Source organism: Klebsiella sp. ZJOU C1 (assembly GCF_035620215.1).
Taxonomy (GTDB): domain Bacteria; phylum Pseudomonadota; class Gammaproteobacteria; order Enterobacterales; family Enterobacteriaceae; genus Klebsiella; species Klebsiella variicola.
In genome coordinates, this window is record NZ_CP141644.1 from 4,033,812 (window position 1) to 4,058,064 (window position 24,253).

Annotated in this window: 24 protein-coding genes; 4 read left to right on the forward strand and 20 right to left on the reverse strand. The window is 61.4% G+C overall.

Features of this window, described 5'->3' with window-relative positions; all coding sequences use genetic code 11:
* The first annotated feature begins 77 nt into the window (after positions 1 to 77).
* Both amiA and hemF read left to right on the forward strand, forming a co-directional pair.
* Positions 78 to 950 carry an N-acetylmuramoyl-L-alanine amidase AmiA gene (amiA, locus tag SPE70_RS19300; RefSeq protein WP_064170362.1) on the forward strand — a complete coding sequence of 291 codons (873 nt, stop codon included), beginning with the start codon at positions 78 to 80 and terminating at the stop codon, positions 948 to 950.
* Positions 950 to 1,849 (forward strand): oxygen-dependent coproporphyrinogen oxidase, encoded by a 900-nt coding sequence (gene hemF / locus SPE70_RS19305; protein WP_016161616.1) that lies wholly within the window; start codon positions 950 to 952, stop codon positions 1,847 to 1,849. The genes amiA and hemF overlap by 1 nt, the downstream gene beginning before the upstream one ends.
* Before the next feature lie 43 nt (positions 1,850 to 1,892).
* On the opposite strand, the gene eutR is transcribed toward hemF, so the two are convergent.
* The 18 genes from eutR to maeB all read right to left on the reverse strand — a co-directional run bounded on the left by eutR (position 1,893) and on the right by maeB (position 19,275).
* Positions 1,893 to 2,945 (reverse strand): HTH-type transcriptional regulator EutR, encoded by a 1,053-nt coding sequence (eutR, locus tag SPE70_RS19310; protein WP_016161617.1) that lies wholly within the window; start codon positions 2,943 to 2,945, stop codon positions 1,893 to 1,895.
* Between the two features lie 45 nt (positions 2,946 to 2,990).
* Positions 2,991 to 3,476 (reverse strand): ethanolamine utilization microcompartment protein EutK, encoded by a 486-nt coding sequence (gene eutK, locus SPE70_RS19315; protein WP_008803858.1) that lies wholly within the window; start codon positions 3,474 to 3,476, stop codon positions 2,991 to 2,993.
* Between the two features lie 11 nt (positions 3,477 to 3,487).
* Positions 3,488 to 4,147, reverse strand: coding sequence for an ethanolamine utilization microcompartment protein EutL (gene eutL / locus SPE70_RS19320; RefSeq protein ID WP_046621657.1), 660 nt, complete (start codon positions 4,145 to 4,147; stop codon positions 3,488 to 3,490).
* A 9-nt stretch (positions 4,148 to 4,156) separates the two neighbouring features.
* The gene (eutC, locus tag SPE70_RS19325) at positions 4,157 to 5,059 is read right to left on the reverse strand and encodes an ethanolamine ammonia-lyase subunit EutC (protein WP_012967471.1); all 903 of its coding nucleotides are present in this window, start codon (positions 5,057 to 5,059) and stop codon (positions 4,157 to 4,159) included.
* A gap of 20 nt (positions 5,060 to 5,079) precedes the next feature.
* Positions 5,080 to 6,441: an ethanolamine ammonia-lyase subunit alpha gene (gene eutB / locus SPE70_RS19330; RefSeq protein WP_136047283.1), complete on the reverse strand. Its 1,362-nt coding sequence runs from the start codon at positions 6,439 to 6,441 to the stop codon at positions 5,080 to 5,082.
* Positions 6,442 to 6,452: 11 nt separating this feature from the next.
* Positions 6,453 to 7,856, reverse strand: a complete 1,404-nt coding sequence (gene eutA / locus SPE70_RS19335) for an ethanolamine ammonia-lyase reactivating factor EutA (RefSeq protein WP_046621656.1) — start codon at positions 7,854 to 7,856, stop codon at positions 6,453 to 6,455.
* Positions 7,853 to 9,085, reverse strand: coding sequence for an ethanolamine utilization protein EutH (gene eutH, locus SPE70_RS19340; protein ID WP_008803853.1), 1,233 nt, complete (start codon positions 9,083 to 9,085; stop codon positions 7,853 to 7,855). Before eutH ends, eutA begins: the two co-directional genes overlap by 4 nt.
* 199 nt (positions 9,086 to 9,284) lie before the next feature.
* Positions 9,285 to 10,472, reverse strand: a complete 1,188-nt coding sequence (eutG, locus tag SPE70_RS19345; RefSeq protein WP_046621652.1) for an ethanolamine utilization ethanol dehydrogenase EutG — start codon at positions 10,470 to 10,472, stop codon at positions 9,285 to 9,287.
* Positions 10,462 to 11,301 carry an ethanolamine utilization protein EutJ gene (eutJ, locus tag SPE70_RS19350; protein ID WP_008803851.1) on the reverse strand — a complete coding sequence of 280 codons (840 nt, stop codon included), beginning with the start codon at positions 11,299 to 11,301 and terminating at the stop codon, positions 10,462 to 10,464. Before eutJ ends, eutG begins: the two co-directional genes overlap by 11 nt.
* A 9-nt stretch (positions 11,302 to 11,310) precedes the next feature.
* The gene (locus tag SPE70_RS19355) at positions 11,311 to 12,714 is read right to left on the reverse strand and encodes an aldehyde dehydrogenase family protein (RefSeq protein ID WP_016161620.1); all 1,404 of its coding nucleotides are present in this window, start codon (positions 12,712 to 12,714) and stop codon (positions 11,311 to 11,313) included.
* Positions 12,715 to 12,725: 11 nt separating this feature from the next.
* On the reverse strand, positions 12,726 to 13,013 hold the full coding sequence (gene eutN / locus SPE70_RS19360; RefSeq protein WP_012540924.1) for an ethanolamine utilization microcompartment protein EutN: 288 nt from the start codon (positions 13,011 to 13,013) through the stop codon (positions 12,726 to 12,728).
* 128 nt (positions 13,014 to 13,141) lie between these two features.
* Positions 13,142 to 13,432 (reverse strand): ethanolamine utilization microcompartment protein EutM, encoded by a 291-nt coding sequence (eutM, locus tag SPE70_RS19365; RefSeq protein ID WP_000387720.1) that lies wholly within the window; start codon positions 13,430 to 13,432, stop codon positions 13,142 to 13,144.
* A gap of 38 nt (positions 13,433 to 13,470) precedes the next feature.
* Entirely contained in the window at positions 13,471 to 14,487 is a 1,017-nt protein-coding gene (gene pta / locus SPE70_RS19370) for a phosphate acetyltransferase (protein WP_012540923.1), read from the reverse strand.
* Positions 14,477 to 15,286, reverse strand: coding sequence for an ethanolamine utilization cob(I)yrinic acid a,c-diamide adenosyltransferase EutT (gene eutT / locus SPE70_RS19375; RefSeq protein WP_324726401.1), 810 nt, complete (start codon positions 15,284 to 15,286; stop codon positions 14,477 to 14,479). Before eutT ends, pta begins: the two co-directional genes overlap by 11 nt.
* Entirely contained in the window at positions 15,283 to 15,972 is a 690-nt protein-coding gene (gene eutQ / locus SPE70_RS19380) for an ethanolamine utilization acetate kinase EutQ (RefSeq protein ID WP_032730882.1), read from the reverse strand. The genes eutT and eutQ overlap by 4 nt, the downstream gene beginning before the upstream one ends.
* Positions 15,950 to 16,429, reverse strand: coding sequence for an ethanolamine utilization acetate kinase EutP (gene eutP, locus SPE70_RS19385; protein WP_023323086.1), 480 nt, complete (start codon positions 16,427 to 16,429; stop codon positions 15,950 to 15,952). The genes eutQ and eutP overlap by 23 nt, the downstream gene beginning before the upstream one ends.
* Positions 16,430 to 16,441: 12 nt before the next feature.
* Positions 16,442 to 16,777, reverse strand: a complete 336-nt coding sequence (eutS, locus tag SPE70_RS19390) for an ethanolamine utilization microcompartment protein EutS (protein ID WP_012540919.1) — start codon at positions 16,775 to 16,777, stop codon at positions 16,442 to 16,444.
* A 218-nt stretch (positions 16,778 to 16,995) separates the two neighbouring features.
* A complete protein-coding gene (maeB, locus tag SPE70_RS19395) occupies positions 16,996 to 19,275 on the reverse strand; it encodes an NADP-dependent oxaloacetate-decarboxylating malate dehydrogenase (RefSeq protein WP_008803844.1) in 2,280 nt (759 codons plus the stop codon).
* Between the two features lie 294 nt (positions 19,276 to 19,569).
* Here maeB and tal point away from each other — a divergent pair, with 294 nt between their 5' ends.
* Both tal and tkt read left to right on the forward strand, forming a co-directional pair.
* A complete protein-coding gene (gene tal, locus SPE70_RS19400) occupies positions 19,570 to 20,526 on the forward strand; it encodes a transaldolase (RefSeq protein ID WP_008803843.1) in 957 nt (318 codons plus the stop codon).
* A gap of 16 nt (positions 20,527 to 20,542) precedes the next feature.
* Positions 20,543 to 22,537: a transketolase gene (gene tkt, locus SPE70_RS19405; RefSeq protein WP_008803842.1), complete on the forward strand. Its 1,995-nt coding sequence runs from the start codon at positions 20,543 to 20,545 to the stop codon at positions 22,535 to 22,537.
* Here the strand turns inward: tkt and SPE70_RS19410 are convergent.
* Together SPE70_RS19410 and nudK are read right to left on the reverse strand one after the other, a co-directional pair.
* A complete protein-coding gene (locus SPE70_RS19410) occupies positions 22,527 to 23,573 on the reverse strand; it encodes a DUF1176 domain-containing protein (RefSeq protein WP_008803841.1) in 1,047 nt (348 codons plus the stop codon). The two genes, tkt and SPE70_RS19410, sit on opposite strands and share 11 nt — an antisense overlap.
* Before the next feature lie 63 nt (positions 23,574 to 23,636).
* Positions 23,637 to 24,233, reverse strand: coding sequence for a GDP-mannose pyrophosphatase NudK (gene nudK / locus SPE70_RS19415; RefSeq protein ID WP_002913754.1), 597 nt, complete (start codon positions 24,231 to 24,233; stop codon positions 23,637 to 23,639).
* Positions 24,234 to 24,253 lie beyond the last annotated feature (20 nt).

The following is a 24,253-nucleotide window of genomic DNA, read 5'->3' on the forward strand; positions in this document are numbered from 1 at the left end:
TTCTTATTTTGAATGGTCGTAACGGCAAACGCGATACGATATAACATTGGACATCACTTGTTTACAATTCAGGCCGAATGAGCACTTTTAAACCCTTAAAAATACTTGCTTCGCGCCGTCAGGTGCTGAAAGCCGGGCTGGCTGCGATGACGCTGAGTGGCGTCGCCGAACAGGTCAGCGCAAAAGAGCAGCCACTGAAAACATCAAATGGACACAGCAAACCCGCCGCTAAAAAGGCCGGCGCCCGCCGCGTTGTGATGCTCGACCCGGGCCACGGCGGTATCGACACCGGGGCTATCGGCCATAACGGTTCGAAAGAGAAGCATGTGGTGCTGGCGATCGCTAAGAACGTGCGCAGCATTTTGCGCAGCAACGGCATCGACGCCCGCCTGACCCGTACCGGCGATACCTTTATCCCGCTGTACGACCGCGTGGAGATTGCCCATCAGCACGGCGCCGATCTGTTTATGTCGATCCATGCCGACGGCTTCACCAACCCGAGCGCCGCCGGCGCCTCGGTGTTTGCGCTGTCAAACCGCGGCGCCAGTAGCGCCATGGCAAAATACCTCTCCGACCGCGAAAACCGCGCCGATGAAGTTGCCGGTAAGAAAGCGACCGATAAAGATCATCTGCTGCAGCAGGTGCTGTTCGATCTGGTGCAGACCGACACCATTAAAAACAGCCTGACGCTGGGATCGCATATCCTGAAAAAGATCAAACCGGTGCATAAGCTACACAGCCGCAATACCGAGCAGGCGGCGTTCGTGGTGCTGAAGTCGCCGTCCATTCCGTCCGTGCTGGTGGAAACCTCGTTTATCACCAACCCGAACGAGGAGAAACTGCTCGGCACCACCGCTTTCCGGCAGAAAATCGCCACCGCGATTGCCAACGGCATTATCAGCTATTTCCACTGGTTCGATAACCAGAAAGCCCATTCGAAGAGACGTTAATGAAACCCGATGCCGCGCAGGTTAAAACTTTTCTGCTCCAGCTCCAGGACAACCTTTGCCAGCAGCTGAGCGCTGTCGATGGCGCACCGTTTATTGAAGACGCCTGGCAGCGGGAAGGCGGTGGCGGCGGGCGCAGCCGGGTGTTGCGCGACGGCAACGTGTTCGAACAGGCCGGGGTTAACTTTTCTCACGTCCATGGCGATGCGATGCCCGCCTCGGCAACGGCCCATCGCCCGGAGCTGGCCGGACGCAGCTTTGAAGCCATGGGCGTCTCGCTGGTGGTTCATCCGCTTAACCCCTATGTGCCCACCAGCCATGCCAACGTGCGGTTCTTTATTGCCGAAAAGCCTGGCGCCGACCCGGTGTGGTGGTTCGGCGGCGGCTTCGATTTAACCCCTTACTATGGCTTTGAAGAGGATGCCGTCCACTGGCATCGTACCGCCCGCGATCTGTGTCTGCCGTTCGGCGAAAAAGTCTATCCGCGCTATAAAAAATGGTGCGATGATTACTTCTATCTGAAGCACCGCCAGGAGCAGCGCGGTATCGGCGGTCTGTTCTTTGACGACCTGAATACCCCGGATTTTGACCACTGCTTCGCCTTTATGCAGGCGGTCGGGAACGGCTATGCTGACGCCTATTTACCCATCGTCGAACGCCGAAAAGCCATGCCGTACGGCGAGCGCGAGCGCCACTTTCAGCTCTATCGCCGCGGCCGCTACGTCGAGTTCAATCTGGTCTGGGACCGCGGCACCCTGTTCGGCCTGCAGACCGGCGGGCGTACGGAGTCGATTCTGATGTCGATGCCGCCGCTGGTGCGCTGGGAATATGATTATCAGCCCGAGCCCGGCAGTCCCGAGGCGGCGCTGAGCGAGTTTATTCAGGTGCGCGACTGGCTGTAACGGCCGGATGGCGGCTGGCCACCCGGCAGCGGCGTCGCTTCGCTCACACCCACTGGCGCAGGCGATGGTGCAGCGTCATCGACGGTTTCTCAGCAAACAGCTGCTGATAGTCGGTGGCGAACTGCCCCAGATGCCAGAATCCCCACTGCATGGCCGCCTCCTTGACCGTCTCCCGCTCTGACCAGGGACTTATCAGCTCCCGGCGTACGGCGTTCAGACGGATCCGTTTGAGCCAGGCGTTGGGGCCAATCCCCAGAATCGCATGGAAGGCGTTTTGCAGGGTGCGACGGCTGACGTACAGCTGCTGGCACAGGTCGAGAACGGTTAGCGGCTCCGCGCTGTTTTCCAGCACATATTCGCGGGCCTGCGCCAGCAGGCGGCGGTAGCTCTGGTGGCTGATACTCTCCGCGCTCACCATCGGCTGCGCCTCTTCCAGCATCGTCCCCATCGCCAGCAACAGATTATCCCGCAGCACCTTGCGCACCGCAGGCTGATGAAGGGTATCCGGATGCTCGCTGAAGGTGGCCAGCGCCTGCTGCACAAACCCCCACAGCGCGGCCTTATGCGGCTCCCGAACTGCCAGCGCTGACTGGTTGCGTAGCATATGCAGCACTCGCTCCGGGTGGTGCAGGAAACTGGCATGGCGAGAAATCACCTCCTCTGAAATCACCACACCGAGGATGGTGTAATCATCCGGTGTGCTGAGCTCGAACTCCGTACCGCCGGGACGGGTGGCGATTTCTGCCCGGCCCAGGCACTGCGAACCGATAAACCCCTGCTCTCCCCGCGCCGCCGGAATACCAAACCAAAAGGAGTTCGGCCAGACCACGCAGGACTGGCGCAGCGCCAGCCCGGTATATTCGCGAAAGACCTGGATCTCATCGAGCAGAATTTCGGTAAACTCGCCGCGAAACTGCCCCGGATGCAGCTGATCGTAAATCTGTTGCCAGGCGGTAATGGTCAGGGCGTGCTCATACACATCGGTTGTGTGTCGTTGATGAATATTGTCAATTTCAACCTGGGGCGTCAGCCGGGTATTTTCAGGTAACGCCTCGCAACAGAGATGGTGCAAATTTGCAGAACGACGCTTTTTCATAATCGTTAAAGCCGGGGGCAAGCCGCTCCCGGCACCTCCGACAGGTTATGGATTTTTGAGACGATAGCGGCTACTGCGTTTGCGTAGCGTCCCTGCGGAAAAGAGCTGATCCAGCGCCTGGCGGGCCTTATCCAGCGGCCAGGCAAAATGCGCGGCGACCTCGCCGGCCGTCATGCCCTGACGAACTGATGCCAGCAGCGTCAGTAACGCTTCCGATGATGCCGGGTCAGCAGGCGGCAGGGGCGCTGGCGGCGGTGGCTGAAAACCGCCGATCAGCCACTGGGTATCCTCTTCCGGACGGCCGATTTCCCGACGGCTGATCACACATCCGGTTCGCTCCGCCGCTACGCTTCCGGCATCCAGCGCGGCACGACAGGCCGCCAGATCCCCCTCCACCACCAGCGTCAATCTGCCGGGGTCGAGCACTTCATGACTGAGCAGGCGCACATTGGCCGCCTTGAGCATGGCATCCGCGGCGTCTACAGCGGCGACCATGCCCTCCACTTCCAGCAATCCCAGCGCATTGATCATCGCTCCCTCCGTTACGCACGCTGAACAGGATGACGGGCAATATCGAGAACGGCATCGGTAAAGGCGTTGCAGGCGGCTTTACAGGCGGCCTGACTTCCCGTCAAAAAGGCGGCCGAATAGTTGGTTTCCGACGGCGGCGGGACGTAGGTCACCAGCTGAACGTCGGCAGACTTCATCGCCGCATCGATGCCGTACGTCGCCTCCAGCGGCGTCGCCACCAGATAAGCGATCGGATCGCCCAACGCGATGCCAGCGGTCGATGAAAGATAAGAGCCGGTACGCGACACCACGTGCGCCAGAAACGCGGTATCTTGCGCGTCGTTAGCCCACTGGAACGCCGCCCCGCTTTCAATATGCGCCATCATGGCATCCAGCCCGGCGCGAACTTCCGCCGGGTTCGGGCCGCCGAGCATAATCAGCACTTCACCGGCGGTAGGCGACGGGCCATGAGCCGCTCCGGCATACAGGGAGCGGCCATAGACCACCTCCACCATCGCCTGTTTTGTCGCTTCGTCGGCGGCAATATACGTCACGTCATCAGAATCTGCCGTGATGAGTCCGAGGCTACGTATATGTGGCGGTAATTTAAGTTCCCGGGCAAAACCGTCATTCACCGAGGCAATCACGCGCATGGCAGTGACCGAGGGTCGAATCAAATCTAATGCGGGCATGATGCCTCCTTAACGGCTCATGTTGATGCCGGAAGCTTTCTGCTCCAGCATGCGTTTGGCTAAATCCACGATCACCGCGGCGGCTTCTACCGGCGGGGTGCCGCCCTGGTGGATATTGGAGATACAGGTCCGGTCGGCCTCGACGGTGGTCGCCACCCGCGGGGAGTACACCGCGTAGCAGGAGAGGCTCTCTGACTGGCCAAGTCCCGGGCGCTCGCCAACCAGCAGGATCACCACCTTCGCGCCGAGGATCTCGCCGATCTGATCTTCAATCTTGACGCGGCCATAGCGCACGAAGAACGGCGTCCCGACCTTCAGACCCGCCTGTTTCAGGCCGGCAAGCAGCGGCGGCAGGATCTCTTCGTAGTTGGCGGTGATGGCATCCGTCGACAGGCCATCGGACACCACCACCTGCACATCCGGATCCATCACGCACTGCGCCTTCAGCGCATCGATGGCCTCCGGACTGAGACGGCGTCCCAGATCGGGGCGCGTCAGGTAGCGATTTTTGTCGCTGATTTCCGAACGCACTTCCAGCAGCCCCTGCGCTTTCACCCACGCCTCCGGCACCTCTTTGAGCACCGTATCTTTCGAGCGCGAGTGATCCGCCAGGAAGCGCAGCAACGCGAGGGTGCGCGGACGCGGACCGGCGCGACCGGTGCAAACGCGCGCTGCGGTGCTGCGTTTCAGTTCGGTCAGCACTTCGGCGCGGTGCGGATGTTGTACGCCAATCCAGGCTTTCGCTTCCGCAGAGCCCAGATCCAGCGCGCAGCTTTCCACTGTTGCGTCGGTGGCGCACGCGGCAGCGTGGCAGGCCGGCGTCGTCGCTACGGGGGCCTCTGGCTGTGTCTGTGGCTGTCCCATTGACGCCATTACGCTGCGTACAATGTCTTCAATCTGTTTTTGATCCATGATGTGTCATCCCCGCGTCATCAGAAGAACAGTGACGGATCGCCCGCCCGTTTGGTCAGACGACCATTTGCCATAATGCCCATCCGTTCCAGCCAGCCTTCGAACTCCGGTGACGGACGCAGACCCAGCAGCTGGCGCACGGTCGCGGTATCGTGGAAGGCGGTAGTCTGGTAGTTGAGCATGATGTCGTCGCCGAGCGGCATGCCCATGATGTAGTTGCAGCCAGCGGTCGCCAGCAGGATCATCAGGTTTTCGTTGAGGTTCTGATCGGCATCGGCATGGTTGGTGTAGCAGCAGTCGCAGCCCATCGAGATGCCGCTCAGCTTGCCCATAAAGTGGTCTTCCAGCCCGGCGCGAATAATTTGTCGGTCGTTATAGAGGTACTCCGGCCCGATAAAGCCCACCACGGTGTTGACGAGGAACGGATCGTAGTGCCGCGCCAGGCCATAGTTACGCGCTTCCATCGTCACCTGGTCGGCGCCGAAGTTAGCGCCCGCGGAGAGCGCCGAGCCCTGCCCGGTTTCAAAGTAAAGACAGTTCTCCCCGGCGATGCGGTTAAACTCCGCTCCCACCGCCCGCGCTTCATCGAGCATCGCCAGTTCGACGCCGAACTCTTTAAGCCCTTTTTCACTGCCGCAGATGCTCTGGAAGATAAGCCCCCCCGGCGCGCCGCGGCGGATAGCTTCGATCTGGGTGGTGACGTGCGCCAGCACGCAGCCCTGGGTCGGGATGGAAAACTTGTCGATCACCCCGTACACCGTATCCAGCACGCGACTCAGGTTCTCCACGTCGTCAGTGACCGGGTTGACGCCAATCACCGCGTCGCCCGCACCGAAGGAGAGCCCTTCGTAGATTTGCGCGGCAATACTCTGCACGTCGTCGCGGGTATCGTTCGGCTGCAGGCGGCAGCTAAAGGTCCCCGGCAGACCGATGGTGGTATTGGCTTTTTTGATCACCGGCATTTTTTTGCCGCCGTAGATCAGATCGGCGTTGGAGCAGATCTTGGCCACCGCCGCCACCACCTCGGAGGTCAGCCCTTTGCGGACAAAGGCGATATCGTCGCTGGTGACCTCGTCATTGAGCACGTATTCCCGCAGGTCGCTGATGGCCCAGTGTTTAATCCGCTGATAGGCGGTTTCGTTCACGTCATCCTGGATCAGGCGCGTCACGCAATCCTCCTCATAGGGGATCACCGGGTTATTGCGGATATCGGCCACCGTCATATCGGAAAGCACCTGCTTGGCGGCCACGCGCTGCTGCGAACTCTCCGCTGCCACGCCCGCCAGCACATCCCCCGAACGCAGTTCGTTGGCTTTCGCCAGCACCTCTTTAACATCCTTAAACTGATAAACATTGCCGAACAATGTGGTCTTTAGTTTCATAAGTCGTTCCCTCAGGAAGGAAATGCGAGTGATTTCACCGTCACCGGCACAACCGATCCGCCAAAAAGAGGCGTACCAATGTCGATATAGTCCCCCGCCCGGACGCTCACCTCATCGATGACCGCCAGCGGAAGGTGTGGAAGCTGCGGCCGCAACAGCATGCCCAGCGCTTTGCCAAAATCCTGCTCGGCCACCAGCAGCAGCGGACGCGGATTGGGAAAGCGGGCGACAAACGCCAGCAGGGCGTCAATTACGGTCAGTAAGGTGGCGTAGCGCACCGGAAGTGAAGCGGGAAGCGCCAGCACGTAAGCGTCCGCCTCGGGGGCCAGATCAAGCTGCGTCAGCGCCTGCCGCCAGGCGTTCGGCAGATCGGCGGCATCCTGCGGGATAGCCACCGGCAGATTACGCAGCGGCAGTTGAACCCTCTCCAGCCAGATGGTGCTCCCGGACAGGGACAGCGTATGCGCCCCGGCGCCAATCACCGTGGCGCGCACGGTTTGCGTCGGAAACTGCACGTTCATTTCACGCAGGCGCGGATGCTCGTGCAGGGCCGTGGCCAGCAGCGGCCCGACATCGGAAAAACAGAAAGGATCGGCGGGTTGATGGCGGTAGCACTCCCCCACTCCGCCGGAAAGGGTAATCACCTCCGGCTGAACACCCGCAGGCAGTACTTCGGTTTGCATCAGCCCCTGCGCCAGCGGTGAGAGCCTGCCGTCGATCACCTCAACGATCAGCCCCGCCATCCGGCGCGCCACCTGCGCCAGCTGACCCGCAGTCAACGATAAAGCATCGGTTCCCGGGCCGAATACCGCATCGACAATCCGCTGTCCTGGCGAGTGCGCGTGGACCACGCGCCCCTGAGCGTCGGTTTCCAGCAGGCGGCCGCCGACGTTGAGGCAGGCGGTGGCGCTGAGGTTACCGGCGTCAAACAGGGCATAGTTCGAGGTACCGCCGCCAATATCGATATTAAGCACCCGGCACATCCGCTGCTGCGACAGGGTTTGCGCCCCGGCGCCGTGTCCGGCAATGACCGACTCCAGGTGCGGCCCGGCGCTGGCGACGACAAAATCGCCCAGCGACTGCGAGAGCGCCATCACCGCCGGGCGGGCATTGCGGGTTTTCGCGCTTTCACCAGTGATGATGATCGCCCCGGAGTCCACCGCTTGCGGGGCAATCCCGGCGGCCCGGTACTGAGCCAGAATCAGCGCCTCAAGCTCGGCCTCTTTCAGTTCTCCCTGCTTATCAACCGGCGTAAAAAAGACCGGGCTTTGCCAGCTAATGTCGCGTTTGATGAATTCGTAGCGCGGCACCTGGGAGACCGCCGCGCGGTTCACCAGCTCGAGGCGCGAGAAGATCACCTGCGTGGTGGTGGTGCCGATATCAATACCGACGCTCAACAGCTGGCGCGTGTTCACGAGTGCGCCTCCGCTTCGGTGTTGGCAGGCGCCGGTACGTTTTCATCTTTTGGCACCAGCAGCATCGCCACGCCAATCGCGGTAACGCCGCCGACCAGCTTGCCGACGATCATCGGGAAGATCATGGCGTTCATGTTGGCCGCCGCAAAACCGAGATGGTCGCCGAGGGCGAACGCCGCTGACACTGAGAAGGCGCAGTTGATCACTTTTCCACGGGTATCCATCTGCTTCATCATGCCGAACATCGGGATATTGTTCGCGAGGGTAGCGACCATGCCGCCGGCAGCCATATTGTTGATTTTGAGGAGATTACCGACACGCATCAGCGGCTTTTCAAACCAGCGGGTCAGCAGGAGCACCATCGGGTAAGCGCCGAGCAGCACGCAGGAGATAGAGCCAATGACTTCGATGGCGCGCATCACCTCGCCGGGCTGGTCACCAGGCGCCATAAAGATCGGGTCGAGTCCTGGGATCAGCTCCCAGCCGAGCAGGAACTTGATCACCGCCGCCGCCAGGCCGATGGTGATCAGCGCCACGAGGAATTTGGCGAAGATCTGGAAGCCGTTGATCATTTTTTCCGGAATGAACTTCAGCCCCAGCGCCACCAGCACGGCGACGATGATCACCGGGATCATATTCATCAGGATCAGCGCGAAGGTAAACGCTACCGGCTGGCCGTTGATCTCCACCCCGGAATACATCGCCACCAGACCGCCGGCGATACAGCCGATAGGAATAGTGACAATGCCCGCCAGCACGCCGAGCGCCAGCCAGCGGCGATCGGCAGGTTCGATAATGCCGAGCGCCACCGGAATGGAGAACACAATGGTCGGCCCCATCATGGAGCCGAGGATCAGGCCCGAGTACATCCAGGCCGCCACGTCGCCGCCCGCCAGCTCTTTGGCGAGGAAGAAACCGCCCATGTCGCACGCCAGCAGCGTGCCGGCAAACATCGACGGGTTGGCGCCGAGCATCTCATACAGCGGGATAATCACCGGACCGAGCAGATGGGCCAGCACCGGCGCCAGGGCGGTCATCCCGACCATCGCCAGGCCCAGCGCGCCCATCGCCATAAACCCTTCTTCAAACTGACCGCCGGATCCCTCAATGCTTTTCCCCAGTTTGCCGAGAAAGCGCGCCGAGCCGCCGAACTGCGACAGGATCCTGTCCACGGCGGCAATCAGCATAAAGAACATCATGATGTACATGATGATTTCGTTAATTCCCATAGCCCTTACTCCCTGTCATTTATGATTGGTAGATACTGTGAATACGGGGACATTAGCCGCACTCGGGGAACTTTCCCGGGTCGCGGCGTGAACGCCTTACCCGGGCTACGGCATAGCAGACGGCTGTGATCCTGTAGCCCGGCTAAGCGCAGCGCGAGCCGGGAAAGCCACAGCCACACGCCTCCGGGAAAATCCGCATTTATTGCGCCGCCGCGTACAGCTCGATAATCTGCTCCCGGGTGGCGGTGCGTGGATTGGTGCGCAGACAGATGTCGTCCTGCGCCGCCTGTGCCCAGGTGGCGTAGTGCGCGGGCGTCGCGCCGGCATCCGACAGCCGCATCGTCAGACCGACTTCCGCAATCAGTTCGCGCACGGCGGCGATTGCCTCAAGGTCATCGGTTTTCCTGCCGGTCAGCGCCCGGCCGATCTGGCTGAAGCGCCCCCGGCACACCATACGGTTGAAGCCCATCACCGTTGGCAGCAGCATGGCGTTGGCCAGACCGTGCGGAATATGCAGCGCCGCCCCCGGCTGATGCGCCATGGCATGGCATAGCCCCAGCCCGGCGCTGGAAAACGCCATCCCCGCCATGCAGGAGGCCAGCAGCATGTTCTCCCGCGCCGCCAGATCCTGGCCGCAGCCCACCGCTTTCGGCAGCGCTTCGCCGATCATGGCTATCGCCCCCATCGCCAGACTGTCGGTAAACGGCGTGGCGTGACGGGCGCTGTAGGCCTCGACGGCGTGGGTCAGCGCATCAATCCCGGTCATCGCCGTGACAGGCGGGGGAACGCCCTCAGTTAGGGCGGCGTCGAGGATCGCCACATCCGGCATCAGCGAGGCATGCGCCAGCACCTGTTTGCGTCCACTCACCGCATCGATAATCACCGTCACGTTGGTGGTTTCTGACCCGGTGCCGGCGGTGGTCGGCACTGCGATCAGCGGCAGACGTGGCTGTATTTCGCTGTGCTCCGTCATCTCCCCCAGCGTCTGCTCAGGGTTGGCGACCAGCAGCGCCACCGCTTTCGCCGCATCCAGCACCGAGCCGCCGCCGAAGGCCACCACGCCGTCGCAGCGCGCGTCCCGCAGCTGGGCGACCGCAGCGCAGACATCGGTGACGCAGGGTTCGCCGGCGGGACAGGGCCAGAGGGTCATGGCAACCCCTTTCATCGCCAGGCTACGCTCCAGCCCGGCGGTCATTCCCGCCTGATGGAGAAAACGGTCAACCATGACAAACAGATGCTTCAGGCCCCGGGCCTGCGCTTGCGGGCCGCAGGCCGCCAGCGCGCCGACGCCGTGCAGCGTCACCGGCGGAACGTTGAAGCTTTTCACTTGCTGAAGATTCAGCGTATCGAAGGCGTGGAACAGCGCCGTCTGCAGTTCAGCTTGCATAGATCCCCTCCGCTTTTTCCCTCCCGCTGTTGGCGATTGCCAGCGGGGTCATAAACAGGCTGTGCCGGGGTAAATGCACCTTCAGCGTCGGGAAACATTGGCAAAAAAGCGCCCTGACGCCCGGCTGCATGCAGGCGCCGCCTGCCAGCCACAAATCACCAATCCCTTGTCCGGTAATATGTCGGGCGACAATCTCAGCCATCTTCTCGTACACCGGTTTCACTACCGGCCAGATCTCTCCGGCATGGCGGCGCTTGTACTGCTCAGCCTCTTCCAGCCCGATGCCGCGATTCCCGGCCAGAGTCAGGGAGATATGGTGTCCGCCGGTGGCTTCATCCGCCGAATACGTCACCCTGCCCTGTTTAACGATGGCGATCCCGGTGGTGCCGCCGCCGATGTCCACCACCCCGGCATTATCGAGCTGCAGCAGATCCGCCACCGCGGTGGGCTCATCCAGCACATGACTGATCTCCAGCCCGGCGGACTCCAGGACGTTGATCGAAATGCGCGGATCGGTGCCGGGCGGAAACGAGGTCGCCGCATGCGCAAAGCGGCAGCCCAGCTGCTGTTCGAGGGTCGCGAGATGACGGCGCACGAGGGTGACGGCGCCGAAGAAGTCCCAGACGATGCCGTCGCGCACCACATCGGCCCAGTCAAGACATACCGCAACCGGCTGGCCATCGCGGTCGACCACCATCGACACCACGTCGCAGGTGCCCAAATCGATGCCCAGCCACAGCGGCGACTCGCTGGCGGCGGGTGCCTGGTTACACAGGGCAGCGGCTTTTTGCAGTCTCGGCGAAAGCCAGCGTTGTTCGTCGTGCGCCATGTTCATCCCTTATACGATTCGAAACGCATCCACCAGCACGCAGCGGCGCAGACGAACGAAGGTCCGCGCGCTGGTTACCCCTTCCCCGGTTGGGGTGGTGATGGTCATGGTGGTCCAGCCCTCACCGCCCAGCCCAAGCCCGGCGATGCACGGCCCGTTTTTGACGAAGATGCTGGTGTCGATGGCATTCGCCATCTGGTTCATGTTGTCGATGTTGCGCGAGTGCATCGCCGCCGTATGGTGGCAGCCGCCTTCCAGTTGCACCGCCAGGGCGATGGCCTCCTCGACGTTCGCCACCCGCACCACCGGCAGCACCGGCATCATCAGTTCAGTCACCGCAAACGGATGGCTGGCGGGGGTTTCCACGAACAGCAGACGGGTTTGCGCCGGCACCTGCAGGCCAATCGCCGCGGCGATTTTGCCCGCATCGCGGCCGACCCAGTCGCGGCTGACCGTGCCTTTGCCGCGCTCGTCGATATTTTTCAGCAGCAGCGGCTGGAGCTGTTCGGCCTGCGCCGCCGTGAGTTTCACCGCCTGCTGGCCTTCCATCAGGCGCATCAGTTCGTCGGCGACGCTATCGACCACGATCAGCACCTTCTCGTCGGCGCAGATGATGTTGTTATCAAACGAGGCGCCTTTGACGATCGCTTGCGCGGCGCGCGGCAGATCGGCGGTCTCATCCACCACCACCGGCGGGTTGCCGGCCCCGGCGGCAATCAGACGTTTGTTGGTATGTTTGCGCGCCGCCTCGACCACTGCTTCGCCGCCGGTCACCACCAGCAGGCCGATACCAGGGTACTTAAACAGCCGCTGGGCGGTGTCGATATCCGGGTTCGCCACGGTCACCAGCAGGTTGGCCGGGCCGCCGGCGGCCACTACCGCCTGGTTAAGCAAGGTGATCGCCCGCTGCGAGACCTGTTTCGCCGCCGGATGGGGGGCAAAGACTACGCTGTTGCCGGCGGCAATCAGACTGATGGCGTTGTTAATCACCGTCGCCGCCGGATTGGTCGAGGGCGTGACCGAGGCCACCACGCCCCAGGGCGCGTTTTCAATCAGCGTCAGGCCGTTATCGCCGGTCAGCACCTGCGGAGTCAGACACTCCACGCCTGGCGTACCCCGTGCCTGCGCCACGTTTTTGGCAAACTTATCTTCAACGCGTCCCATGCCGGTCTCCGTCACCGCAAGCTCCGCCAGTTCACGGGCATGCTTTTCACCCGCCTCACGAATGGCCTGAATCACCTGCTGACGCATCGCCACCCGCTTTAATCCCTGCTGGGCCGCCGTTGCCGCCGCGACAGCGTCATCCAGTGAGGCAAAAACGCCCCTATCATGAACGGCGTCAGCAGGCTGACTGCTGTCTTTCATTTTCAGCAGTACCGCTTTCACTACCTGTTCAATGTCCTGTTGATTCATGATTTTTCACCCTACTTATGGAAGAGCACCTGACCATCGGCCGCAGCCTCATCCACGATGCCAATCACGCACAGATCGACCGGAGAGGCGCCCTGTGCGTGCGCCTGTCGCGCCGAGCTGCCGCTGACCAGCAGCACCCACTCCCCGCATCCCGCGCCGATGTTGTCGATGGCGACTGCGCATTGCCCGTCGGGTTCGCCGCGGGCATTGAGCATCTCCACCATCAGCAGTTTGTCGTGGGCCAGCCCTTCATGGCGTACGGTGCAGACCACATATCCGGTTACGACAGCCAGCTTCATGTCCATCTCCGCGTGTGATGTGCAGGCCGGAAAAGCGCAGCGCCATCCGGCATTCATGCCTTTTCATGGCCGGATAGCGACGCGCTGACGTCTCATCCGGCCCGAACTTTCCGGCACCCCCTCCCCCGTTAGATGTTGCTGTCGCCCTTGAAGCTGATCGGGAAGACCTCTTCCAGATCGCCATGCGGGCGCGGGATGACATGTACAGAGACCAGCTCACCGATACGCTGAGCCGCCGCCGCCCCGGCATCCGTGGCGGCTTTGCACGCCGCGACATCGCCGCGCACCATGGCGGTCACCAGGCCGCCACCGATCTGTTTCACGCCTACCAGCTTGACGCGGGCCGCTTTGACCATGGCGTCGGAGGCCTCAATCAGTGCAACCAGGCCCCGGGTTTCAATCATTCCTAATGCTTCCATTGTGTTTTCCTCTCATAAGGGGTCCTGAAGGGGACCATTCATTCAACCAGCGTGGACGAGTCGGGGATCCGGCTTGCGTCCGTCTGGCGCGGTACCGACGCCACCAGCGCCAGTTCGATAATTTCCTCTACGCTACAGCCTCGCGAGAGGTCGTGAAGCGGGGCGGCGAGGCCCTGGATCAGCGGCCCGATGGCGCGATATCCACCCAACCGCTGGGCGATTTTGTAGCCGATGTTGCCCGCCTCCAGCGATGGGAAGACCAGCACATTGGCCCGCCCCCGCAGCGGGCTGCCGGGCGCTTTGTGCGCAGCGACGTCCGGTACAAAGGCGGCGTCAAACTGCAGTTCGCCATCGACCATCAGCTGCGGCGCCCGCTGACGCACGATCTCCGTGGCCTGCTGGACGTTAGCCACACAGGGATGCCGGGCGCTGCCGTGTGTCGAGAAGGAGAGCATTGCCACCCGCGGCGCTTCGCCAGCGATCGCTTGCCAGGTCTCGGCGCTGGCAATCGCGATATCCGCCAGCTGCGCCGCCGTCGGCTGCGGCACCACGCTGCAGTCGGCAAACCCCAGCGGCTGGCCGGCATACTGCGGCAGCATCAGAAACAGCGAAGAGAGCGTTTTACACCCCGGCTGCAGGCCGATAAGGCGCAGACCGGCGCGCAGCACGCTGGCGGTTGACGAGAGATTCCCGGCGATACACACCTCGGCCTCACCGCCGCTGACCATCGCCGCGGCGAACATCAGCGGGTCGGCCAGCTTGTCGACGGCGTCAGCGGGCGCTTTATCGCCGGCGCGCGCCTGCCAGGCGGCGGCAAACGCCTCGCGCATCGCCAGGTTGCTGTGCGGATCAATGATCTGCACTCCGGTCAGCGGCAGACGTTCGCCAAGGGCGAACTGCCGCAGCGCGAAGGGACTGGCGACGAGGATCGGACGCGCCAGGCCCTGCTGCTGCAGATAATGCGCCGCCTTCAGCACACGGACGTCCAGCGCATCCGGGAACACCACTCGGGCGGGGGCGCGCAGCGCCAGTTTGCGGCATTGGTCAATGATCATCTTCACCTCCCAGCTGCTGCTGCAGCTGGCTGAGGGTTGGCGGCGAATCCGTCACGCCCAGGATCATCATCACGTAGACCGCGCTGGAGAGACGGTTGAGCGCTTGCATAATATCGGCGCGCCGGACCGCAAATTGCGGCGTGATAAACACCTGCGCCGCGGTCACCTCCGCCTCGCGGACTTTGCCGCGCAGCAGATTAAGCAGCGCGACCTCGCGCCCATGGCGGGCCTCCGGCACCAGGTGAACGTGGCCCAGGAAGCGCAGCGGCTGATGGGACAGACGGTGTAGCTGTCCCTCGCTGAATCCGGCTATCGACTGCGCCGCCAGCGGCTCCTCCAGCGCGTCGGCGCGCATGATGTTGCCCAGCCGCGAACGGATATCCATCAGCCACGGCTGCCAGGACTCCGCCAGTTCAATTTGCAGCCACACCGTCAGAGCGATGGTGCTGTCCAGCACCGCACGGAAGGCCAGCCGCGGATCGTTTTTCGCCACCAGGGTATCGGCCGTCAGGTGGGTCAGGGTGTCCGGCTTTTTATCCACAGGCTGGTGACAGAGCTCGCAGCAGGCCTGGGGCGGATGGTCGCGGCTGGTCAGGACATGCACCGGCTGCGGCGTCTGTTCGTCATCCTCGACAAACAGGCGCCCCTGGCGGTCGAGAAATTTGACCCGCAGATGCCGACTTTCCAGCAGCTCCCTCGCCGAGGGCGTCAGGCGAGCGTCGGCAGGAAGATGGATTTCACCGCCTTCGCTGAGCGTATGATTCGCTCTGAGCCACGCTTCGGTAATGAAATCGTTCATAGCGATTGCCAGTTTGCCGGCCAGGCGACGTACAGGAAGCGCACCGTCGACGGGGTACCGAATTCGATGCTGGCGCCTTTCGGGATAAACATGACGTCCCCTGCTTTGGCAATCAGCGTTTCCCCCTGATGGCGCACATGCAGCTCGCCCTCCAGCACCATATCGATTTCGTCGTAGTTCAGCGTCCACGGGAAGAAGGCGTTCTCCCACTGCATAAATCCGGCGGCCATGCTGCTGCCATCCTGGTCGGTCACCAGGTCCGTTAAGCCGACGCAGTGCGGCTGGGCGCCGTCGAAGCGGCCAAACTTCACGCTGCTGCCGTCGATCACTTTGATGCCGCCTTTGCCGGTCACGGAGTCAAATCCTGGCTGCATCGCCTCCTGCTCCAGGGACTGCTTCTCCTTCATCACCTTTTCCATCAGCTGCGCCACCAGGCTTTCGGTAAACTGGCCTTCCGGCAACTGCGCCAGGATGGTTTCGCGGATCCGCTGGCTTTCCGTTTTGTCGCTGTTCGCCGCTGTCGCCGCCGGCGCGGCGCCATCATCCTCGGTGATAGTGAATCCCAGCAGCTCGGCGACTTCGCGCGCTTCCGGGGTGATAATGCTGGCGCGCAGAACAACTGACATCGCCTGTTCGCCGCGCGCGTGGGCGGCACGAATATCGTTAGCGGTAATGAGTTTCTTCACCTGGCCCTTCCTCCTTTTGGCTGAGCTCACTCAAATAATTTTCCAGCGACGCGACGCTTTGCGGATCGCAACCGTTGAGGGCGAAAACCGGCGCCTGAAACCCCATCCCGTCCAGCAGCTGCCGCACCGCGGCGACGTTGGCATCCGGCAGATCCGTTTTGCTGATCGCCACGATAAGGTGCTTTCGGCTGCCAATATCCAGTAACCCGGGAGGCAGGCGACTTTCGGTATCATTGGCCGCATGGACATAAATCAGGGTGTCCACATCCTGCAGGGTGGTAATTAAGGCGTGATACCAGCGAGGATGGCTGAAATATTCCCCGGGTGTATCGATGTCGCCACGATCGTTAAATTCCAGCGCCTGCGTTTTTCTGGCGAGGGAATAATTTCCCTGCAGGGCATTAAATAATGTGGTTTTTCCTGCACCGACGGCGCCGACAATGGCAATACGCTTCATGGTCGCTCTCAATTAACTTTTCGTTAATTCGCACAAGGTATAATTTAATAAGCGGCCTAACCCGCCGATGGTCTGCAGGAGCGCCTCCTCCACCGCGCCGACCGGACCGTAGATCACCAGCGCGCCGCTAAACCGGTCGAGAAAACCGATGTGCACATCGGCGGCCTTCATCGCCAGATCGCCGGCGATCATCGCTGTTTCCCCCGGTGTCAGCGTCATAATGCCGATCGCGCCGGATTCGGGTACGCCGATCTTTTTCGCCAGCTCCGCTCCCGGGTGGGCAATCAGATGCGCCAGTGTGACCTGTTTGCCTGGTACGAATTCCTGAATAATGCGTTCTTTATCCATGACTGATTGCCCCCCTGAAATCTGTCCTCATGGTGACGGTATTTCAGCGCGGCAAATAACAAATTTCGGCAAGTGGGGTTAAAAGGTGAAGTGGATCACTCAGGAGAGAAAATAATAATGCGGCGGAATTAAAAAGGCAGGCTCAGCGTTTTTACTCGCCGGCCTGCCTGATATTGTGCGCGGAAAACTCTCCGCGCGTTAATGGGAAAAAAACGAGATTACAGCGGTTCGGTTTGCGCTTCGACAACCGCCAGCGCCACCATATTCACAATGCGGCGTACGGAGGCGATCGGCGTCAGAATATGCACCGGCTTCGCCACCCCCATCAGCACTGGTCCGACGGTCACCCCTTCCGAACTGGAGACACGCAGCAGGTTATAGCTGATCCGGGCGGCTTCCATATTCGGCATCACCAGAATATTGGCCGATCCCTTCAGCGGGCTGTCCGGCATGCGGTCGTTGCGGATGCTTTCCACCAGCGCGGCGTCGCCATGCATTTCGCCATCGATCATCAGCTCCGGGGCGCTCGCCTTCACCAGTTCAAGGGTTTTGCGCATCTTGCTGGCTGACGGGCAGTCGGCGGAACCAAAGTTGGAGTGCGACAGCAATGCCACCCGCGGCTCAATACCGAAGCGACGCACGCTTTCCGCCGCCATCAGGGTGATCTCCGCCAGCTCTTCCGGGGAGGGATCGTGATTGACATAGGTGTCGGCGATAAAGGTGTTGCCGCTCGGCAGCAGCAGCGCATTCATCGCCCCGGCGGTGCTGACGCCGTCGCGATAGCCAAACAGCGGCTGCACCACGCGGTAGTGGTCGTGGTACTCGCCGATAGTCCCGCAGATCATCGCATCCGCTTCACCGCGATGAACCATGATGGCGCCAATCACCGTGGTGTTGCTAATCACCGCCCGCTGCGCCTGCTCCTGGGTAATGCCGCGGCGCTTCATCAGCTGGTAGTACTCGCTCCAGTACTCTTTAAACCGCGGGTCGGATTCATTATTGACGATCTCAAAGTCAACGCCGGCCTTGATCTGCAGACCCAGCTTCTGGATGCGCATTTCAATCACGCTAGGGCGCCCCACCAGAATCGGTTTGGCCAGCCCCAGCGACACCAGCTCCTGAGTGGCGTGCAGCACCCGGGTCTCCTCCCCTTCCGCCAACACCACGCGCTTCGGCTCTTTGCGCGCCTGAGAGAAGATAGGCTTCATAAACAGGTTGGTTTTATAGACGAACTCGCTCAGCTTCTCGATATAGGCGTCAAAATCAGCGATGGGGCGCGTTGCCACGCCGGAATCCATTGCCGCCTTCGCCACCGCAGGGGCAATCTTGACGATCAGCCGCGGGTCGAACGGTTTCGGAATGATGTAGTCCGGACCAAAGCTTAAATCCTGATCGCCATAGGCGGAGGCCACCACTTCGCTCTGCTCGGCATGGGCCAGCTCGGCAATGGCGTGCACCGCCGCCAGCTTCATCTCTTCGTTGATCGCCGTCGCGCCGACGTCCAGCGCGCCGCGGAAGATGAACGGGAAGCAGAGCACATTGTTGACCTGGTTAGGGTAGTCGGAGCGACCGGTACAGATGATGGCGTCATCGCGGACCTGCTTCGCCAGCGGCGGCAGAATTTCCGGCTCCGGGTTGGCCAGGGCAAGGATCAGCGGCGCGCGCGCCATCTTCTTCACCATCTCCGGAGTCAGCACTTTCGGGCCAGAGCAGCCGAGGAAAATGTCGGCGCCGTCGATCACATCATCAAGCGTACGTTTGCCGTCGTCTTCCACTGCGTAGGCGGCTTTGGTTTCCGCCATGTTCGGTTCACGGTCTTTATAGATGACGCCTTTCGAATCGCAGACCACGATGTTGTGCTTTTGCATCCCCAGCGCCACCAGCAGGTTCATGCAGGCGATCGCCGCCGCGCCCGCGCCGGAGACCACCATCCGCACGTCGGATAGATTCTTCTCGACGACGCGCAGACCGTTGAGGATCGCCGCGGTGCTGATGATCGCCGTGCCATGCTGATCGTCATGGAAAACCGGAATATTCATCCGCTCGCGCAGCTGCTGCTCGATGTAGAAACACTCCGGCGCTTTAATATCTTCCAGGTTGATACCGCCGAAGGTCGGCTCGAGGGCGGCGACGACGTTAATGAATTTGTCCGGATCCAGCTCATCGACTTCGATATCAAACACATCGATGCCGGCGAATTTCTTAAACAGGACGCCTTTGCCCTCCATCACCGGCTTGCCGGCCAGCGCGCCGATATTCCCCAGCCCCAGCACCGCGGTGCCGTTGGAGACGACCGCCACCAGGTTGCCGCGGGCAGTGTATTTGTAGGCGGCCAGCGGATCTTTTTCGATTTCCAGACAGGGGGCCGCGACGCCCGGCGAGTAGGCCAGCGCCAAATCGCGCTGGGTGGCGAGAGGTTTGGTCGGCGAGACCTGGATTTTTCCGGGAACCGGAAATTCGTGGAAGTCGAGGGCGCTCTGTTTTAACTGCTCATCCATTTTCTATTCCTTTCTTTCACGTATCGTTCGTAGGGGAAAAGCGTGATGACCATCCTGTCGTTCACCTTTCAGTGGCAGACAGTATCCCTCCTGGCGGGGCGATAAACTTTGAACACCGCCAAACTCTGGCCATCGCTATGATCTGGTTGTTATCAATTTATAGCGGTTATGTTACCCGGATTCGCCGCCAATAATAGCCCCGTCTGCTATGCTTTTTGGTTATGTACCTCATCACTATTTATACCGCATACCGGCAAGCACTCATGTAACACCTTGTTCCAGGAGGACTTATCTATGAATCAGCTAGACAGCATCAAGCAGTTCACCACCGTGGTCGCCGACAGCGGCGACATCGAATCCATTCGCCACTATCATCCGGAAGATGCCACCACTAACCCCTCCCTGCTGCTGAAGGCCGCCGGCCTGGCGTCCTATAGCGGACTCATTGACGACGCCATCGCTTGGGCGAAAAAGCAAGGAGGCGGCCGTGAAGCGCAGGTGACTCACGCCTGCGATAAGCTGGCGGTCAATTTTGGCGCGGAGATCCTCAAAAGCATTCCGGGCCGGGTCTCCACCGAGGTGGACGCCCGGCTCTCCTTCAACCGGGAGAAGAGCATCGAGAAGGCGCGCCATCTGGTGGCGCTGTATCAGGAGATGGGCATTGATAAGTCGCGGATCCTGATCAAACTGGCATCCACCTGGGAGGGGATCCGCGCCGCCGAGACGCTGGAAAAAGAAGGCATCCACTGCAACCTGACGCTGCTGTTTTCCTTCGCCCAGGCCCGGGCCTGCGCCGAAGCCGGGGTCTATCTGATCTCCCCTTTCGTCGGGCGTATTTATGACTGGTATCAGGCGCGTAAGCCGCTGGATCCTTACGTGGTGGAGGAAGATCCGGGGGTGAAATCGGTGCGCAATATCTATGACTACTTCAAACAGCATAAATACACCACCATCGTGATGGGCGCCAGCTTCCGCCGCACCGAACAGATCCTCGCCCTGGTCGGCTGCGACCGGCTGACCATCGCCCCGCCCTTGTTAAAAGAGCTGCAGGCCAGCGACGCCCCGGTGGTGCGCAAACTGATCCCTGCCAGCCAGATCCTGCCGCGCCCGGTGCCGCTCAGCGAGGCGGAGTTCCGCTGGGAACATAATCAGGACCCGATGGCGGTCGAAAAGCTGGCGGAGGGGATCCGCCTGTTCGCCGTCGATCAGCGCAAACTGGAAGATCTGCTTGCCGCCAAACTGTCACTTTAGTCTCACGGAGAAAACTATGTCCCGAAGAGAGCTTGCCAACGCCATCCGCGCCCTGAGTATGGACGCGGTGCAGAAAGCCAATTCCGGCCACCCCGGTGCGCCAATGGGGATGGCAGACATTGCCGAAGTGCTGTGGAACGATTTTCTCAAGCACAATCCGCAGAACCCTGGCTGGGTGGACCGCGACCGCTTTATTCTGTCCAACGGCCACGCGTCGATGCTGCTCTACAGCCTGTTGCACCTGACCGGCTACGATCTGCCGCTGTCAGAACTCAAGCAGTTCCGTCAGTTGCACTCAAAAACGCCGGGCCACCCGGAGCATGGCTATACCCCCGGGGTGGAGACCACCACCGGCCCGCTGGGCCAGGGGCTGGCGAACGCCGTCGGCATGGCCATCGCCGAACGCACCCTGGCGGCACAGTTTAACCGCCCCGGTCATGAGATTATCGACCATCACACCTGGGTTTTCATGGGCGATGGCTGTCTGATGGAGGGGATCTCCCATGAGGCCTGTTCGCTGGCCGGTACGCTCGGACTGGGTAAGCTGATCGGTTTTTACGATCACAACGGCATCTCCATCGACGGCAAAACCGAAGGCTGGTTTTCCGATGATACGGCCGAACGCTTCCGCGCCTATCACTGGCATGTGATCGGTGACATTGATGGTCACGATCCGCAGGCCATTAAACAGGCCATTGCGGAAGCGCAGGCGGTGAAAGATAAGCCGTCGCTGATTATCTGTCGGACCATCATCGGCTTCGGTTCGCCCAACAAAGCGGGGTCGGAAGAGTCTCACGGCGCGGCGCTGGGCGAAAAAGAGGTGGCCCTGGCCCGCCAGCAGCTGGGCTGGAAATATCCGCCCTTCGAGATCCCGAAAGAGATCTATCAGGGCTGGGATGCGCGTCCGCGCGGCGAAAAAGCCGAGCACGCCTGGAACGAGAAATTCGCCGCCTACCAGCAGCAGTTTCCGGAGCTGGCCGCTGAGCTGACTCGCCGCATGGATGGCACCCTGCCGGAAGACTTTGCCGCGACCGCCCGCGACTACGTGGCGAAACTGCAGGCCGAGCCGGCGAAAATCGCCAGCCGCAAGGCCTCGCAAAACGCGCTGAACGCCTACGGCCCGCATCTCCCGGAACTGCTGGGCGGTTCGGCGGATCTTGCGCCGAGTAACCTGACCATCTGGTCTGGCTCGACATCGATTAAAGACGATCCTGCGGGCAACTATATCCACTACGGCGTGCGCGAATTTGGCATGACCGCGGTGGCCAACGGCATCGCCCTGCACGGGGGCTTCATTCCGTATACCTCGACCTTCCTGATGTTTGTGGAATACGCCCGCAACGCCGCGCGCATGGCGGCCCTGATGAAGGCCCGGCAGATCATGGTCTATACCCATGACTCCATCGGTCTCGGGGAAGATGGCCCGACGCACCAGGCGGTGGAACAGCTGGCCAGTCTGCGACTGACGCCCAACTTCAGCACCTGGCGCCCCTGCGACCAGGTGGAGACCGCCGTCGCCTGGCAGGCGGCCATTGCGCGCCAGAACGGACCAACGGCGCTGATCCTGTCGCGGCAAAACCTGGCGCAGATGCCGCGCACCCCGGAACAGGTGCAGGCTATTGCCCGGGGAGGCTACGTGCTGAAAGATGCCGGCGGGAAGCCCGACCTGATCCTCATCGCCACCGGCTCGGAAGTGGAGATCACTGTGCTGGCCGCAGAAAAACTGTTGGCGAACGGGGTGAATGTGCGGGTCGTCTCGCTCCCTTCCACCGATGTGTTTGATGCCCAGGATGAGGCCTGGCGCGAGTCGGTGCTGCCGTCGGACGTCAGCGCGCGGGTGGCGGTCGAGGCCGGGATAGCGGACTACTGGTATAAATATGTCGGCTTAAAAGGCAAGATCGTCGGCATGACCGGCTATGGCGAATCCGCCCCGGCAGAGCAGCTGTTTCCGTTCTTTGGCTTTACGGTCGACCATATCGTCGCCACCGCGGAGCAGGTGCTTAACGGGTGATCCACAGCGTGGGCCAGGCGTCTGGCCCCTGCCAGTTATCACACGTCGGCTGCTGCGCGTAGCGGGAGAGACTGAACCGCTGGCCGTCAAAACGCCAGCGGGTCTGGATCCCGCAATCGCCGGCCTCGCGGCCTTTATCCAGGGTCACCAGCTCATGGCGGCGATCATCGTAGCTGGCGTTGATAAGCTCGATCTCCCGCGGTGCCTCGCCCGGCGGCTGAAACGGCAGCGTCAGCCGCACCTGACGGGCGACATAGGGCCGCTGGCGGGAGACCAGCCAGGCCAGCCAGACGGTGTTGTACGCGCCGGATTCGCAGCTGGTCATCAGCAGCACTTTGTCATCCGTCAGCGCAGTAACGCGAATTTCACGGCGGAAGGGATCGAGGGAGCAGTTGCTGTTGGTCATCCGCTCATTACCGTAGTCCATCAGATCGTTGAGCTCCTCACGCCCCAGCGGCGACTGCGCTGTTTCCGCGGTCGCCACTGCGCGCAGCGCCGGGGCCGGCGGTACGCTGAGCGGCGGCTCTTCCCCTTTGCCGACCCAGGCCGTTTCACTGCCTACCCGCTTTTGCCGATCGTCGATAAAAAACAGAGCCGCTTTCAACCCCTGCAGGGAGATGCTCTGCAGGCCATTGGCCAGCGAGAGAGCTTTCCCCTCCTGAACCTGCTGGAGAAATGCATCGATCGTCACGCTGTCGGCGGTTTTAATGAGCTTATCTTCAATGTGCCAGCGCTTGTCGGTCAGGGACACCGGTTTGCCATCCAGCAGCAGGCGCGGCGCTATCGGCGCTAGCGTCGCCACCGGATTACCGGTGCCCCCCAGTTCGATACGCAGGCTGGCGTCAGTCACTGCTCCGGCGCTGCGGCTGAGGGTCATCACCAGCCCATAATGCAGCCCCACGTTACGGGTGACGCAGAAATTTTGGTTGTTACAGGTGACCTGCCAGTCGTTGAAGCGCTGCTGCGTCGGTGCCGACCATGCCTGCGAGCAAGGCAGCACCGCCAGAAAGAGGAAAAAAATGATGCGAAAAAGCATGAACCGCCCGACCCCAGATAAACCCGACCACGGCGCCTATCCTGGACAACGGCAGCCGCTTACTCAATCGGATTTGTCAGAGTTCCCCGACATCAGGCCGGAGGTTTGCAGATACTGCAGCAGGATGACCGCCTTACCGTCGCGGATCTCACCGTCAGCGACCATCTGCAGCGCCTGGCTAAAAGGCAGCTCCAGCACCTCGATGGCTTCATCATCCACCCCGCCGCCGCTGGTGGTTCGCTGCGCGTCGCTGTACTCGGCGATAAAGAAATGCACCACTTCGGTGACGCCCCCTGGCGACATAAACAGCTCAAACAGCTTACGCACCTCGCCCACTTCGTAGCCGGTCTCTTCCACCGCCTCTTTACGAATGCAGGCTTCCGGCTCGTCGTTGTCCAGCAGCCCGGCGCAGGTTTCAATCAGCATGCCGTCATGATTGCCATTGACCCAGGTGGCGACCCGGAACTGCCGCACCAGGACCACCGTCTGCTTATGGCGGTTATACAGCAGTACGGTGGCGCCATTGCCGCGATCGTAGACTTCGCGCTTATGGCGCACGACGCTGCCGTCCGCCCGCGTTAGCTCATAAGTCATGTTGCGTAGTACGAACCAGTTCTCAGAGAGGATTTTATCTTTAATGACGTGAATATTGAGTGACATACCGACCCCACAGCGTAAAA

What these genes read in the sequence shown, in the direction of transcription:
- SPE70_RS19410 (WP_008803841.1), bottom strand. Translation starts at nt 23,573, where the DNA reads ATGCTTTTTCGCATCATTTTTTTCCTCTTTCTGGCGGTGCTGCCTTGC.
- eutL (WP_046621657.1), bottom strand. Translation starts at nt 4,147, where the DNA reads ATGCCCGCATTAGATTTGATTCGACCCTCGGTCACTGCCATGCGCGTG.
- nudK (WP_002913754.1), bottom strand. Translation starts at nt 24,233, where the DNA reads ATGTCACTCAATATTCACGTCATTAAAGATAAAATCCTCTCTGAGAAC.
- tal (WP_008803843.1), top strand. Translation starts at nt 19,570, where the DNA reads ATGAATCAGCTAGACAGCATCAAGCAGTTCACCACCGTGGTCGCCGAC.
- eutT (WP_324726401.1), bottom strand. Translation starts at nt 15,286, where the DNA reads ATGAACGATTTCATTACCGAAGCGTGGCTCAGAGCGAATCATACGCTC.
- hemF (WP_016161616.1), top strand. Translation starts at nt 950, where the DNA reads ATGAAACCCGATGCCGCGCAGGTTAAAACTTTTCTGCTCCAGCTCCAG.
- eutR (WP_016161617.1), bottom strand. Translation starts at nt 2,945, where the DNA reads ATGAAAAAGCGTCGTTCTGCAAATTTGCACCATCTCTGTTGCGAGGCG.
- eutP (WP_023323086.1), bottom strand. Translation starts at nt 16,429, where the DNA reads ATGAAGCGTATTGCCATTGTCGGCGCCGTCGGTGCAGGAAAAACCACA.
- amiA (WP_064170362.1), top strand. Translation starts at nt 78, where the DNA reads ATGAGCACTTTTAAACCCTTAAAAATACTTGCTTCGCGCCGTCAGGTG.
- SPE70_RS19355 (WP_016161620.1), bottom strand. Translation starts at nt 12,714, where the DNA reads ATGAATCAACAGGACATTGAACAGGTAGTGAAAGCGGTACTGCTGAAA.
- tkt (WP_008803842.1), top strand. Translation starts at nt 20,543, where the DNA reads ATGTCCCGAAGAGAGCTTGCCAACGCCATCCGCGCCCTGAGTATGGAC.
- eutK (WP_008803858.1), bottom strand. Translation starts at nt 3,476, where the DNA reads ATGATCAATGCGCTGGGATTGCTGGAAGTGGAGGGCATGGTCGCCGCT.
- maeB (WP_008803844.1), bottom strand. Translation starts at nt 19,275, where the DNA reads ATGGATGAGCAGTTAAAACAGAGCGCCCTCGACTTCCACGAATTTCCG.
- eutN (WP_012540924.1), bottom strand. Translation starts at nt 13,013, where the DNA reads ATGAAGCTGGCTGTCGTAACCGGATATGTGGTCTGCACCGTACGCCAT.
- eutS (WP_012540919.1), bottom strand. Translation starts at nt 16,777, where the DNA reads ATGGATAAAGAACGCATTATTCAGGAATTCGTACCAGGCAAACAGGTC.
- eutM (WP_000387720.1), bottom strand. Translation starts at nt 13,432, where the DNA reads ATGGAAGCATTAGGAATGATTGAAACCCGGGGCCTGGTTGCACTGATT.
- pta (WP_012540923.1), bottom strand. Translation starts at nt 14,487, where the DNA reads ATGATCATTGACCAATGCCGCAAACTGGCGCTGCGCGCCCCCGCCCGA.
- eutC (WP_012967471.1), bottom strand. Translation starts at nt 5,059, where the DNA reads ATGGATCAAAAACAGATTGAAGACATTGTACGCAGCGTAATGGCGTCA.
- eutJ (WP_008803851.1), bottom strand. Translation starts at nt 11,301, where the DNA reads ATGGCGCACGACGAACAACGCTGGCTTTCGCCGAGACTGCAAAAAGCC.
- eutB (WP_136047283.1), bottom strand. Translation starts at nt 6,441, where the DNA reads ATGAAACTAAAGACCACATTGTTCGGCAATGTTTATCAGTTTAAGGAT.
- eutG (WP_046621652.1), bottom strand. Translation starts at nt 10,472, where the DNA reads ATGCAAGCTGAACTGCAGACGGCGCTGTTCCACGCCTTCGATACGCTG.
- eutH (WP_008803853.1), bottom strand. Translation starts at nt 9,085, where the DNA reads ATGGGAATTAACGAAATCATCATGTACATCATGATGTTCTTTATGCTG.